Annotated in this window: 22 protein-coding genes and 1 pseudogene; all 23 read left to right on the top strand. The window is 57.6% G+C overall.

Annotation, left to right across the window (positions count from 1 at the left end):
* Positions 1 to 32: 32 nt before the first annotated feature.
* Positions 33 to 347, top strand: coding sequence for a 50S ribosomal protein L23 (gene rplW / locus WCA85_RS10475; RefSeq protein WP_074262705.1), 315 nt, complete (start codon positions 33 to 35; stop codon positions 345 to 347).
* A 2-nt stretch (positions 348 to 349) separates the two neighbouring features.
* Positions 350 to 1,177, top strand: a complete 828-nt coding sequence (gene rplB, locus WCA85_RS10480; RefSeq protein WP_424063505.1) for a 50S ribosomal protein L2 — start codon at positions 350 to 352, stop codon at positions 1,175 to 1,177.
* Positions 1,178 to 1,187: 10 nt separating this feature from the next.
* Positions 1,188 to 1,463: a 30S ribosomal protein S19 gene (gene rpsS / locus WCA85_RS10485; RefSeq protein WP_004199273.1), complete on the top strand. Its 276-nt coding sequence runs from the start codon at positions 1,188 to 1,190 to the stop codon at positions 1,461 to 1,463.
* 7 nt (positions 1,464 to 1,470) lie between these two features.
* Positions 1,471 to 1,803 carry a 50S ribosomal protein L22 gene (rplV, locus tag WCA85_RS10490; protein WP_424063584.1) on the top strand — a complete coding sequence of 111 codons (333 nt, stop codon included), beginning with the start codon at positions 1,471 to 1,473 and terminating at the stop codon, positions 1,801 to 1,803.
* Between the two features lie 11 nt (positions 1,804 to 1,814).
* On the top strand, positions 1,815 to 2,612 hold the full coding sequence (rpsC, locus tag WCA85_RS10495) for a 30S ribosomal protein S3 (RefSeq protein WP_035554750.1): 798 nt from the start codon (positions 1,815 to 1,817) through the stop codon (positions 2,610 to 2,612).
* A 2-nt stretch (positions 2,613 to 2,614) separates the two neighbouring features.
* Positions 2,615 to 3,031: a 50S ribosomal protein L16 gene (rplP, locus tag WCA85_RS10500; RefSeq protein ID WP_074262702.1), complete on the top strand. Its 417-nt coding sequence runs from the start codon at positions 2,615 to 2,617 to the stop codon at positions 3,029 to 3,031.
* A gap of 10 nt (positions 3,032 to 3,041) precedes the next feature.
* A complete protein-coding gene (gene rpmC / locus WCA85_RS10505; protein ID WP_007180130.1) occupies positions 3,042 to 3,236 on the top strand; it encodes a 50S ribosomal protein L29 in 195 nt (64 codons plus the stop codon).
* Positions 3,233 to 3,505, top strand: coding sequence for a 30S ribosomal protein S17 (rpsQ, locus tag WCA85_RS10510; RefSeq protein WP_007180129.1), 273 nt, complete (start codon positions 3,233 to 3,235; stop codon positions 3,503 to 3,505). Before rpmC ends, rpsQ begins: the two co-directional genes overlap by 4 nt.
* Positions 3,506 to 3,804: 299 nt before the next feature.
* A complete protein-coding gene (rplN, locus tag WCA85_RS10515) occupies positions 3,805 to 4,173 on the top strand; it encodes a 50S ribosomal protein L14 (protein ID WP_006052212.1) in 369 nt (122 codons plus the stop codon).
* A 9-nt stretch (positions 4,174 to 4,182) separates the two neighbouring features.
* A complete protein-coding gene (rplX, locus tag WCA85_RS10520) occupies positions 4,183 to 4,491 on the top strand; it encodes a 50S ribosomal protein L24 (RefSeq protein ID WP_074262701.1) in 309 nt (102 codons plus the stop codon).
* A 17-nt stretch (positions 4,492 to 4,508) separates the two neighbouring features.
* A complete protein-coding gene (gene rplE, locus WCA85_RS10525; protein WP_006052214.1) occupies positions 4,509 to 5,048 on the top strand; it encodes a 50S ribosomal protein L5 in 540 nt (179 codons plus the stop codon).
* A gap of 7 nt (positions 5,049 to 5,055) precedes the next feature.
* Positions 5,056 to 5,361 (top strand): 30S ribosomal protein S14, encoded by a 306-nt coding sequence (rpsN, locus tag WCA85_RS10530; protein ID WP_074262700.1) that lies wholly within the window; start codon positions 5,056 to 5,058, stop codon positions 5,359 to 5,361.
* Positions 5,362 to 5,375: 14 nt separating this feature from the next.
* Complete coding sequence (gene rpsH, locus WCA85_RS10535; RefSeq protein WP_074262699.1) at positions 5,376 to 5,771, top strand: 30S ribosomal protein S8; 396 nt, start codon at positions 5,376 to 5,378, stop codon at positions 5,769 to 5,771.
* Positions 5,772 to 5,789: 18 nt separating this feature from the next.
* Positions 5,790 to 6,320, top strand: coding sequence for a 50S ribosomal protein L6 (gene rplF / locus WCA85_RS10540; protein WP_424063589.1), 531 nt, complete (start codon positions 5,790 to 5,792; stop codon positions 6,318 to 6,320).
* 12 nt (positions 6,321 to 6,332) lie between these two features.
* Entirely contained in the window at positions 6,333 to 6,698 is a 366-nt protein-coding gene (rplR, locus tag WCA85_RS10545) for a 50S ribosomal protein L18 (RefSeq protein ID WP_006052218.1), read from the top strand.
* A gap of 14 nt (positions 6,699 to 6,712) precedes the next feature.
* Positions 6,713 to 7,231 (top strand): 30S ribosomal protein S5, encoded by a 519-nt coding sequence (rpsE, locus tag WCA85_RS10550; protein WP_006052219.1) that lies wholly within the window; start codon positions 6,713 to 6,715, stop codon positions 7,229 to 7,231.
* 11 nt (positions 7,232 to 7,242) lie between these two features.
* Complete coding sequence (rpmD, locus tag WCA85_RS10555) at positions 7,243 to 7,425, top strand: 50S ribosomal protein L30 (RefSeq protein ID WP_007180126.1); 183 nt, start codon at positions 7,243 to 7,245, stop codon at positions 7,423 to 7,425.
* Positions 7,426 to 7,454: 29 nt separating this feature from the next.
* A complete protein-coding gene (rplO, locus tag WCA85_RS10560; RefSeq protein WP_424063592.1) occupies positions 7,455 to 7,889 on the top strand; it encodes a 50S ribosomal protein L15 in 435 nt (144 codons plus the stop codon).
* Between the two features lie 46 nt (positions 7,890 to 7,935).
* Positions 7,936 to 9,282, top strand: a complete 1,347-nt coding sequence (gene secY / locus WCA85_RS10565; RefSeq protein WP_424063594.1) for a preprotein translocase subunit SecY — start codon at positions 7,936 to 7,938, stop codon at positions 9,280 to 9,282.
* 8 nt (positions 9,283 to 9,290) lie between these two features.
* Positions 9,291 to 9,509 (top strand): translation initiation factor IF-1, encoded by a 219-nt coding sequence (infA, locus tag WCA85_RS10570; RefSeq protein ID WP_004521905.1) that lies wholly within the window; start codon positions 9,291 to 9,293, stop codon positions 9,507 to 9,509.
* A 20-nt stretch (positions 9,510 to 9,529) separates the two neighbouring features.
* Positions 9,530 to 9,646 (top strand): 50S ribosomal protein L36, encoded by a 117-nt coding sequence (gene rpmJ / locus WCA85_RS10575; RefSeq protein WP_004199844.1) that lies wholly within the window; start codon positions 9,530 to 9,532, stop codon positions 9,644 to 9,646.
* A 41-nt stretch (positions 9,647 to 9,687) separates the two neighbouring features.
* Positions 9,688 to 10,053, top strand: a complete 366-nt coding sequence (rpsM, locus tag WCA85_RS10580; RefSeq protein WP_012434566.1) for a 30S ribosomal protein S13 — start codon at positions 9,688 to 9,690, stop codon at positions 10,051 to 10,053.
* 28 nt (positions 10,054 to 10,081) lie between these two features.
* Positions 10,082 to 10,191: pseudogene (locus tag WCA85_RS10585) on the top strand (30S ribosomal protein S11); the annotation flags it as partial.

Below are 10,191 nucleotides of genomic sequence, written 5' to 3' on the forward strand. Positions count from 1 at the left end.
GCTGCGGTCGCCCAGATCGAGGAGTTGCTGTCATGAGCGAGATTCGCAAGAACGATCATCGTTTGATGCAGGTCCTGCTCGCGCCGGTGATCTCCGAAAAGGCGACGCTGGTGGCCGACAAGAACGAGCAAGTCGTGTTCGAAGTCGCGCCGGATGCCACGAAGCAGGAAGTGAAGGCCGCTGTCGAGCTGATGTTCAAGGTGGAAGTCGATTCCGTCAACGTGCTGGTCTCGAAGGGTAAAGCCAAGCGCTTTGGCCGCTTCATGGGCAAGCGCAAGGATGTGAAGAAGGCCTACGTCTGCCTGAAGCCGGGTCAGGAAATCAACTTTGAAGCGGAGGCCAAGTAATCATGGCAATCGTTAAAGTTAAGCCGACTTCGCCGGGTCGCCGTGCGATGGTCAAGGTGGTCAACAAGGATCTGTACAAGGGCAAGCCGTTCGCACCGCTGCTCGATGCGCAATCCTCGACTGCCGGCCGTAATAACAACGGCCACATCACTACCCGTCATAAGGGTGGTGGTCACAAGCAACACTATCGTGTCGTCGACTTCCGTCGCACGAAGGATGGCATTCCGGCCAAGGTCGAACGTCTCGAGTACGATCCGAACCGTAGCGCGAACATCGCGCTGGTTCTGTACGCAGACGGCGAGCGCCGTTACATCATTGCACCGAAGGGCGTTACCGTCGGTCAGCAACTGATGTCCGGTTCGGAAGCGCCGATCCGCGCAGGTAACACGCTGCCGATCCGCAATATTCCGGTCGGTACGACGATCCACTGCATCGAAATGCTGCCGGGCAAGGGCGCGCAAATGGCGCGTTCGGCTGGTACGTCGGCGATGCTGCTGGCTCGCGAAGGCATCTACGCACAGGTCCGCCTGCGTTCGGGTGAAATCCGCCGCGTTCACGTTGAATGCCGCGCGACGATTGGTGAAGTTGGCAACGAAGAGCATAGCCTCCGTCAAATCGGTAAGGCTGGCGCGAACCGCTGGCGCGGTATCCGCCCGACGGTGCGTGGCGTTGCAATGAACCCGGTCGATCACCCGCATGGCGGTGGTGAAGGCAAGACGGCTGCAGGTCGCGACCCGGTGAGCCCATGGGGCACGCCGACGAAGGGTTATCGTACCCGCAGCAACAAGCGCACGACGAGCATGATCGTCCAGCGCCGTCACAAGCGTTAAGGAGTAGGCAATGGCACGTTCTGTAAAAAAAGGTCCGTTCTGCGACGCCCATTTGCTGAAGAAAGTTGAGGCGGCTGCAGCTTCGCGGGATAAGAAGCCGATCAAAACCTGGTCGCGTCGTTCGACGATTCTGCCGGATTTCATCGGTCTGACGATTGCTGTGCATAACGGCCGTCAACACGTTCCGGTGTACATCTCGGAAAACATGGTCGGCCACAAGCTTGGCGAGTTTGCTTTGACCCGTACGTTTAAGGGTCATGCAGCCGACAAGAAGGCTAAGAAATAAGGGGCTCATGATGGAAGTGAAAGCAATTCATCGCGGTGCCCGCATCTCGGCGCAGAAAACGCGCCTTGTGGCTGACCAGATCCGCGGTTTGCCGGTCGACAAGGCGCTGAACGTTCTGACGTTCTCGCCGAAGAAGGCTGCGGGAATCGTGAAAAAGGTCGTGCTGTCGGCGATCGCGAATGCGGAGCACAACGAAGGCGCCGATATCGACGAGCTCAAGATCACGAGCATCTTCGTCGACAAGGGTGCATCGCTCAAGCGTTTTACTGCGCGCGCTAAAGGCCGTGGTAACCGCATCGAGAAGCAATCCTGTCACATCACTGTGACGGTCGGGAACTAAGGGGTCATACGATGGGACAGAAAATTCATCCGACTGGCTTCCGTTTGGCCGTCAGCCGCAATTGGGCGTCGCGTTGGTACGCGAACAACAACAATTTCGCGGCGATGTTGCAGGAAGACATCGGTGTACGTGAATACCTGAAGAAGAAGCTGAAGAACGCTTCGGTTGGTCGCGTCGTTATCGAGCGTCCGGCGAAGAACGCGCGCATCACGATTTATAGCTCGCGTCCGGGTGTGGTCATCGGTAAGAAGGGCGAGGATATCGAGCTGCTGAAGTCGGAACTGCAACGCCGCATGGGCGTTCCGGTCCACGTCAACATCGAAGAAATCCGCAAGCCGGAAACCGATGCGCAACTGATCGCCGATTCGATCACGCAACAGCTCGAGCGCCGGATTATGTTCCGCCGCGCGATGAAGCGTGCGATGCAAAACGCGATGCGTCTGGGTGCTCAAGGCATCAAGATCATGAGCGCCGGCCGTCTGAATGGTATCGAAATCGCCCGTACGGAGTGGTATCGCGAAGGTCGCGTGCCCCTTCACACGCTGCGCGCTGACATCGACTACGCAACTTCGGAAGCGAAGACGACGTACGGCATCATCGGCGTGAAGGTGTGGGTCTACAAGGGCGATACGCTCGGCCGCAACGACGCACCGGTGGTGGAAGAAGTCGCCGAAGAAAAGCGTCCGCGCCGCAACGCACGTCCGGGCGGCGATCGCCGTCCGCGCCGCGATGGTGAAGGTGGTGGTCCGGCAGGTGCACGCCGTGGCGCCCCCCGTCGTGCTGGCGGTGACGGGAAGACTGGAGAATAACGATGCTGCAACCGAAACGCAGAAAGTATCGCAAAGAGCAGAAGGGTCGTAACACCGGTATCGCCACCCGCGGCAACGCGGTGTCGTTCGGTGAGTACGGTCTCAAGGCTATCGGTCGTGGTCGTTTGACCGCGCGCCAGATTGAAGCGGCGCGTCGTGCAATGACCCGTCACATCAAGCGTGGTGGCCGTATCTGGATCCGCATCTTCCCGGACAAGCCGATCTCGCACAAGCCGGCTGAAGTACGTATGGGTAACGGTAAAGGTAACCCTGAGTACTACGTCGCAGAGATTCAACCGGGCAAGATGCTGTACGAAATGGACGGCGTAACCGAAGAGTTGGCACGCGAAGCGTTCCGTCTGGCTGCAGCGAAGCTGCCGCTCAAGACGACCGTTATCGTTCGTCAGCTCGGCGCCTAAGGAGCAAATGATGAAGGCTTCCGAACTTCACCAGAAAGATCAGGCCGCGCTCAACAAGGAGCTGTCGGACCTGTTGAAGGCGCAATTCGGCCTGCGCATGCAACTCGCGACCCAGCAGCTCACGAACACGAGCCAGCTGAAGAAGGTCCGTCGCGACATCGCACGTGTGCGGACCGTCCTGACTGAGAAGGCGAACCAGAAATGAACGATAGCGTAAAAACCTCGCTCAAGCGGACGCTGGTCGGCAAGGTCGTCAGCAACAAGATGGACAAGACGGTCACCGTGCTGGTCGAGCACCGCGTGAAGCACCCGATCTACGGCAAGTACGTTGTGCGCTCGAAGAAGTACCACGCGCACGACGATGCGAACACGTACAACGAGGGAGACCTTGTTGAAATCCAGGAAACACGTCCGATTTCGAAGACGAAAGCTTGGGTTGTGGCTCGCCTGGTCGAGGCTGCTCGCGTCATCTGACGCCGCAAAGTTGTCAAAGCTGTAGAAGTAATTGAAATCGCAGTAAGTTTCGCTTGCAAGACCGGGATTATTTGTTATAATCTCGGTCTTCCCTCTTTTATGGGAGCCCCGTCGCGGGCGAAGTTGGTGGGGGAAGCGGTTCGGGCGCCAGTCTGTTCCGAAGGATTCACCGGATTGCGATGGCGGGTTTCGTTTGCCGTCGCTGCTGTTCATACCCAAGCAGCCGATTGGCTGACGGGACCAAGACTGACCGGGTACGCCATGGTGGTGTGACCGGATTAAGTTGGGAAAGATAAACCATGATCCAGACCGAAACTCGGCTTGAAGTGGCCGACAACACGGGTGCGCGTGAAGTCATGTGCATCAAGGTGCTCGGCGGCTCGAAGCGTCGTTATGCCAGCATTGGCGACATCATCAAGGTGACCGTCAAAGAGGCAACGCCGCGCGGGCGCGTAAAGAAAGGCGAAATTTATAACGCCGTGGTGGTTCGCACCGCCAAGGGCGTGCGCCGTCAGGACGGCTCGCTGATCAAGTTCGATGGCAACGCCGCAGTGTTGTTGAATGCCAAGCTCGAACCTATTGGCACCCGTATTTTCGGGCCTGTCACGCGCGAGTTGCGTAGCGAACGATTCATGAAGATCGTTTCGCTCGCACCTGAAGTGCTGTAAGGAGTCGCGATGAACAAGATTCGCAAAGGTGACGAAGTTATCGTCATCACAGGCAAGGACAAGGGCAAGCGCGGCATCGTGCTGTCCGTTGGCGAAAACCATGTGACGGTCGAGGGCATCAACCTCGTCAAGAAGCACGTCAAGCCGAACCCGATGAAGGGTACGACGGGCGGCGTGGAAGCCAAGACGATGCCGCTGCAAATTTCGAACGTCGCATTGGTCGACGCGAATGGCAAGGCATCGCGTGTAGGCATCAAGGTCGAGGGAGACAAGAAGGTCCGTTTCCTTAAGACGACTGGTGCTGAGCTGAGCGCCTGACGCTGCGGAGTAAAAAAATGGCTCGTTTGCAAGAGTTTTACAAAGAAAAGGTTGTACCCGGCCTCATCGAGAAGTTCGGTTACAAGTCTGTGATGGAAGTGCCGCGCATCACCAAGATCACCCTGAACATGGGCCTTGGCGAAGCGGTTGCTGACAAGAAGATCATCGAAAACGCCGTTGGCGACCTGACGAAGATCGCAGGCCAGAAGCCGGTGATCACGAAGGCACGCAAGGCAATCGCTGGCTTCAAGATCCGTCAGGGCTATCCGATCGGTGCAATGGTCACGTTGCGTGGTCAGGCAATGTACGAATTTCTGGACCGTTTCGTGACGGTTGCGCTGCCCCGTGTGCGCGACTTCCGTGGCGTGTCAGGTCGTGCGTTCGATGGTCGCGGCAACTACAACATCGGTGTGAAAGAGCAGATCATTTTCCCCGAAATTGACTACGACAAGATCGACGCACTGCGTGGGCTGAACATCAGCATCACGACAACTGCGAAGACTGACGACGAAGCAAAGGCCCTGCTCGCCAGCTTCAAGTTCCCGTTCAGAAACTGAGGTTACCGTGGCTAAACTGGCACTGATCGAACGTGAAAAGAAGCGTGCTCGCCTCGCTGCTAAGTACGCTCCCAAGCGTAACGAGTTGAAGGCGATCATTGGCGATATGAGCAAGTCGGACGAAGAGCATTACGCAGCCCGTCTCGAACTGCAACAACTGCCGCGCAACTCTAATCCGACCCGTAAGCGCAATCGTTGTGCAATTACCGGTCGCCCACGCGGCACGTTCCGTAAATTCGGGCTGGCGCGTAACAAGATTCGCGAAATCGCGTTCCGCGGCGAGATCCCTGGCCTGACCAAGGCGAGCTGGTAATAGGAGAAACGTAAATGAGCATGAGTGATCCTATCGCCGATATGCTGACTCGCATCCGCAATGCGCAGATGGTTGAGAAGGTTTCGGTGCAAATGCCCTCGTCGAAAGTGAAGGTTGCGATCGCGCAGGTCCTGAAGGACGAAGGCTATATCGATGATTTCGCAGTGAAGTCCGAAGGTGCGAAGTCGGAATTGAATATCGTGTTGAAGTACTACGCTGGCCGTCCGGTGATCGAGCGCATTGAACGCGTTTCGAAGCCTGGTCTGCGTGTGTACCGCGGCCGTAACGACATCCCCGTGGTCATGAATGGCCTGGGCGTGGCAATCGTGTCGACGCCGAAGGGCGTGATGACGGACCGCAAGGCGCGTGCTACAGGCGTTGGCGGCGAAGTCATCTGCTACGTCGCTTAAGGCCGAAAGGAGAGAAACATGTCTCGAGTAGGTAAAAGCCCGATCGCGCTGCAAGGCGCAGAAGTGGCCCTGAGCGACGAACGCATCACCGTCAAGGGTCCGCTGGGCACGATTACGCAAGCTGCAAACCGCCTCGTGAAAGTGGTGAACGACAACGGCACGCTGAAGTTCGAGCCGGTTGACGAAAGCCGCGAAGCGAACGCGATGTCGGGCACGATGCGCGCACTCGTTGCGAACATGGTGAACGGCGTGACGAAGGGTTTCGAGCGCAAGCTGACGCTGGTTGGCGTCGGTTACCGCGCACAGGCGCAAGGCGACAAGCTGAACCTGTCGCTGGGTTTCTCGCACCCCGTGGTGCACCAGATGCCGGAAGGTATCAAGGCTGAAACTCCGACGCAAACCGAAATCGTGATCAAGGGGATCAATAAACAACAAGTTGGCCAGGTCGCTGCAGAAGTGCGCGGCTATCGCCCGCCGGAGCCCTACAAGGGCAAGGGTGTGCGTTACGCCAACGAGGTTGTGATCCTCAAAGAAACGAAGAAGAAGTAAGGGTGCGCAATCATGGATAAGACTCAATCTCGCCTGCGCCGCGCTCGTCAGACGCGTATCAAGATCGCTGAGCTGCAGGTCGCGCGTCTGGCCGTGCATCGCACGAACACGCACATCTATGCGCAAGTGTTCTCGCCGTGCGGCACCAAGGTGCTCGCCAGCGCGTCGACGCTCGAAGCCGAAGTGCGTGCTCAACTGGCTGATCAGACCGGCAAAGGTGGCAACGTTGCTGCTGCTACGCTGATTGGCAAGCGCATTGCAGAAAAGGCTAAGGCTGCCGGCATCGAATCCGTCGCCTTCGACCGTTCGGGTTTCCGTTACCACGGCCGCGTGAAAGCGCTGGCTGATGCGGCGCGCGAAGCCGGACTCAAGTTCTAAGGGAAGAATTCGTCATGGCAAAGATGCAAGCGAAAGTTCAGGCTGACGAACGCGACGACGGCCTGCGCGAAAAGATGATTTCGGTCAACCGCGTGACCAAGGTTGTGAAGGGCGGCCGGATTCTCGGTTTCGCCGCGCTGACCGTGGTTGGCGACGGTGATGGCCGCGTCGGTATGGGCAAAGGCAAGGCGAAGGAAGTGCCGGTCGCTGTTCAGAAGGCGATGGAACAAGCCCGCCGCAACATGTTCAAGGTGCCGTTGAAGAACGGTACCCTGCAACACGAAGTGCACGGTAAGCATGGCGCATCGATGGTCCTCCTCGCCCCGGCGAAGGACGGTACCGGCGTGATCGCTGGCGGCCCGATGCGCGCAGTGTTCGACGTGATGGGCGTGCAGAATGTGGTGGCCAAAAGCCACGGTTCGACGAACCCGTACAACCTCGTTCGTGCAACGCTCGACGGCCTGCGCAAGCAGTCCACGCCGGGCGACATCGCGGCGAAGCGTGGCAAGTCCGTCGAAGATATTCTGGGCTAAAGGTGGACACCATGTCTGATAAAACTGTCAAGGTTCAGCTCGTCAAGAGCCTGATCGGGACCCGCGAAACGCACCGTGCTACGGTGCGTGGCTTGGGCCTGCGTCGACTCAACTCGGTTAGCGAGTTGCAGGACACGCCGGCTGTGCGCGGCATGATCAACAAGGTTTCGTACCTCGTTAAGGTCATCAGCTAAGCGGCTGACCCGGACTCAAGGAGTTGAAAATGGAATTGAATAACCTGAAGCCGGCCGAAGGCTCGAAGCACGCAAAGCGCCGCGTGGGTCGTGGTATCGGTTCGGGTCTCGGCAAGACGGCTGGCCGTGGTCACAAGGGTCAGAAGTCGCGTTCGGGCGGCTTCCACAAGGTTGGCTTCGAAGGCGGTCAAATGCCGCTGCAACGTCGCCTGCCGAAGCGCGGCTTCACCTCGCTGACGAAGGAATTCGTTGGTGAAGTGCGTCTGTCGGATCTGGAAAAGCTGCCGGTCGACGAAGTCGATTTGCTGGCTCTGAAGCAAGCTGGCCTGGTTGGCGAGCTGATCAAGAGCGCCAAGATCATCGCGACGGGCGAGCTGAAGCGCAAGATCGTAGTGAAGGGTCTGGGTGCGACGAAGGGTGCGCGCGCTGCGATTGAAGCAGCTGGCGGGTCCTTTGCCGAGTAACGAGCAAGTCGGTTGCCGTCACTAGCATTTGCATCGGAGAAGGTACTTGGCTAACAGTCCGAGTCTCGCAAAACCCGGTCGCAGCGCGGCGAAGTTTGGCGATCTGCGTCGGCGGGCAGTGTTCCTGCTGCTGGCGTTGGTCGTCTACCGTGTCGGCGCGCACATTCCGGTTCCGGGTATCGATCCGGACCAACTGGCGAAGCTGTTCCAGAGCCAGTCGGGCGGCATCCTGGGCATGTTCAACATGTTCTCGGGTGGTGCACTTTCGAGGTTCACGATTTTCGCGCTTGGGATCATGCCGTACATTTCGGCATCGATCATCATGCAGTTGCTGGCGATCGTCTCGCCGCAGATGGAAGCGCTGAAGAAAGAAGGGCAGGCAGGTCAACGAAAGATTACGCAATACACGCGTATTTTTACGGTCCTGCTGGCGACGTTTCAGGCATTCGGCATCGCCGTTGCGCTTGAGAACCAACCGGCTCTTGTGATTGATCCGGGTATGGTGTTCCGGCTGACAACAGTCGTAACGCTGGTGACCGGCACGATGTTCCTGATGTGGCTGGGTGAGCAGATCACAGAACGCGGGCTTGGTAACGGTATCTCGATCATCATTTTCGGCGGGATTGCGGCGGGTTTCCCGAACGCAATCGGCGGTCTTTTCGAACTGGTGCGAACCGGCTCGATGGGTCCCTTCTCGGCGATTATCGTGGTCGCACTGATTGCCGCTGTGACGTATGTGGTGGTGTTCATCGAACGCGGCCAGCGCAAGATCCTTGTGAACTATGCGAAGCGGCAGGTCGGTAACAAGATTTACGGCGGGCAGTCGTCACATCTGCCGCTGAAGCTGAACATGTCGGGTGTGATTCCGCCGATCTTCGCATCGTCGATCATTCTCTTCCCGGCAACTATCCTGAACTGGTTTAGTTCGGGGTCGCGTAACAGCTGGTTCGCAGACACGCTGCACAACGTGGCTGAGGCGCTTAAGCCTGGTCAACCGGTGTATGTGTTGTTGTACGCGTTGGCGATCGTCTTCTTCTGCTTCTTCTACACCGCTCTGGTGTTCAACAGCAGAGAGACGGCCGACAACCTGAAGAAGAGCGGCGCTTTCGTCCCGGGTATCCGCCCGGGCGATCAGACGGCTCGATATATTGACCGCATCCTCACGCGTCTGACGCTGGCCGGTGCGATCTACATCGTGTTTGTTTGCCTGCTGCCCGAATTTCTGGTGCTGCGCTGGAACGTGCCGTTTTATTTTGGTGGAACGTCGCTGCTGATCATTGTCGTCGTCACAATGGACTTCATGGCGCAGGTGCAGTCGTACGTTATGTCGCAACAGTATGAATCGCTGCTGAAGAAAGCCAATTTCAAAGGCGGCGGCGTCCCGATGCGTTGAAAGGACTTATGGCCAAAGACGATGTTATCCAGATGCAGGGTGAAGTCATCGAAAACCTGCCTAATGCTACCTTCAGGGTGAAGCTGGAAAACGGCCATGTCGTATTGGGACACATATCCGGCAAGATGCGGATGCATTACATCCGAATCCTGCCGGGCGACAAGGTGACGGTTGAATTGACGCCTTACGATCTGTCGCGTGCGCGGATCGTGTTCCGGGCGAAGTGATTTGAAAAAAGGGTAATATCATGAAAGTGATGGCATCGGTTAAGCGCATTTGCCGCAATTGCAAGATCATCAAGCGCAAAGGCGTTGTGCGCGTGATTTGCAGTTCTGATCCGCGCCACAAACAGCGTCAAGGCTGAACGCCGCGCTTTTGCTTGCGCTTTTTGTTTGAGGAAAAACAATGGCTCGTATCGCAGGGGTTAACATCCCGAATCACCAGCACACCGAGATTGGCCTGACGGCCATTTACGGTGTTGGCCGCACGCGCTCGCGCGACATTTGCGTCGCTGCTGGTGTGGCATTTTCGAAGAAGGTCAAGGACCTGAACGACGCAGACCTCGAAAAGCTGCGTGAAGAAGTCGGCAAGTTCATCGTTGAAGGCGATCTTCGCCGTGAAACGACGATGAACATTAAGCGTCTGATGGATCTCGGCTGCTATCGTGGCGTGCGTCACCGTAAGGGCTTGCCCCTGCGTGGCCAACGTACGCGTACGAATGCCCGTACGCGCAAAGGTCCGCGTCGTGCAGCGCAATCGCTGAAGAAGTAAGCGGAACTGACAGTTACAGGAAAACGTAATGGCTAAGGCTTCGAACAACTCCGCGGCGCAACGCGTTCGCAAGAAGGTCAAGAAGAACGTCGCCGAGGGCGTGGTTCACGTTCACGCGTCGTTCAACAACACCATCAT

Source organism: Paraburkholderia sp., assembly GCF_049581445.1.
In the GTDB taxonomy this organism is placed as follows: domain Bacteria; phylum Pseudomonadota; class Gammaproteobacteria; order Burkholderiales; family Burkholderiaceae; genus Paraburkholderia.

What these genes read in the sequence shown, in the direction of transcription:
- rplB (WP_424063505.1), top strand. Translation starts at nt 350, where the DNA reads ATGGCAATCGTTAAAGTTAAGCCGACTTCGCCGGGTCGCCGTGCGATG.
- rpsQ (WP_007180129.1), top strand. Translation starts at nt 3,233, where the DNA reads ATGAACGATAGCGTAAAAACCTCGCTCAAGCGGACGCTGGTCGGCAAG.
- rplV (WP_424063584.1), top strand. Translation starts at nt 1,471, where the DNA reads ATGATGGAAGTGAAAGCAATTCATCGCGGTGCCCGCATCTCGGCGCAG.
- rpsE (WP_006052219.1), top strand. Translation starts at nt 6,713, where the DNA reads ATGGCAAAGATGCAAGCGAAAGTTCAGGCTGACGAACGCGACGACGGC.
- rpmJ (WP_004199844.1), top strand. Translation starts at nt 9,530, where the DNA reads ATGAAAGTGATGGCATCGGTTAAGCGCATTTGCCGCAATTGCAAGATC.
- rplR (WP_006052218.1), top strand. Translation starts at nt 6,333, where the DNA reads ATGGATAAGACTCAATCTCGCCTGCGCCGCGCTCGTCAGACGCGTATC.
- rplF (WP_424063589.1), top strand. Translation starts at nt 5,790, where the DNA reads ATGTCTCGAGTAGGTAAAAGCCCGATCGCGCTGCAAGGCGCAGAAGTG.
- rpsH (WP_074262699.1), top strand. Translation starts at nt 5,376, where the DNA reads ATGAGCATGAGTGATCCTATCGCCGATATGCTGACTCGCATCCGCAAT.
- rplP (WP_074262702.1), top strand. Translation starts at nt 2,615, where the DNA reads ATGCTGCAACCGAAACGCAGAAAGTATCGCAAAGAGCAGAAGGGTCGT.
- infA (WP_004521905.1), top strand. Translation starts at nt 9,291, where the DNA reads ATGGCCAAAGACGATGTTATCCAGATGCAGGGTGAAGTCATCGAAAAC.
- rplE (WP_006052214.1), top strand. Translation starts at nt 4,509, where the DNA reads ATGGCTCGTTTGCAAGAGTTTTACAAAGAAAAGGTTGTACCCGGCCTC.
- rplN (WP_006052212.1), top strand. Translation starts at nt 3,805, where the DNA reads ATGATCCAGACCGAAACTCGGCTTGAAGTGGCCGACAACACGGGTGCG.
- rpsS (WP_004199273.1), top strand. Translation starts at nt 1,188, where the DNA reads ATGGCACGTTCTGTAAAAAAAGGTCCGTTCTGCGACGCCCATTTGCTG.
- rpsC (WP_035554750.1), top strand. Translation starts at nt 1,815, where the DNA reads ATGGGACAGAAAATTCATCCGACTGGCTTCCGTTTGGCCGTCAGCCGC.
- rplX (WP_074262701.1), top strand. Translation starts at nt 4,183, where the DNA reads ATGAACAAGATTCGCAAAGGTGACGAAGTTATCGTCATCACAGGCAAG.
- rpmC (WP_007180130.1), top strand. Translation starts at nt 3,042, where the DNA reads ATGAAGGCTTCCGAACTTCACCAGAAAGATCAGGCCGCGCTCAACAAG.
- rplO (WP_424063592.1), top strand. Translation starts at nt 7,455, where the DNA reads ATGGAATTGAATAACCTGAAGCCGGCCGAAGGCTCGAAGCACGCAAAG.
- rpmD (WP_007180126.1), top strand. Translation starts at nt 7,243, where the DNA reads ATGTCTGATAAAACTGTCAAGGTTCAGCTCGTCAAGAGCCTGATCGGG.
- rpsM (WP_012434566.1), top strand. Translation starts at nt 9,688, where the DNA reads ATGGCTCGTATCGCAGGGGTTAACATCCCGAATCACCAGCACACCGAG.
- rplW (WP_074262705.1), top strand. Translation starts at nt 33, where the DNA reads ATGAGCGAGATTCGCAAGAACGATCATCGTTTGATGCAGGTCCTGCTC.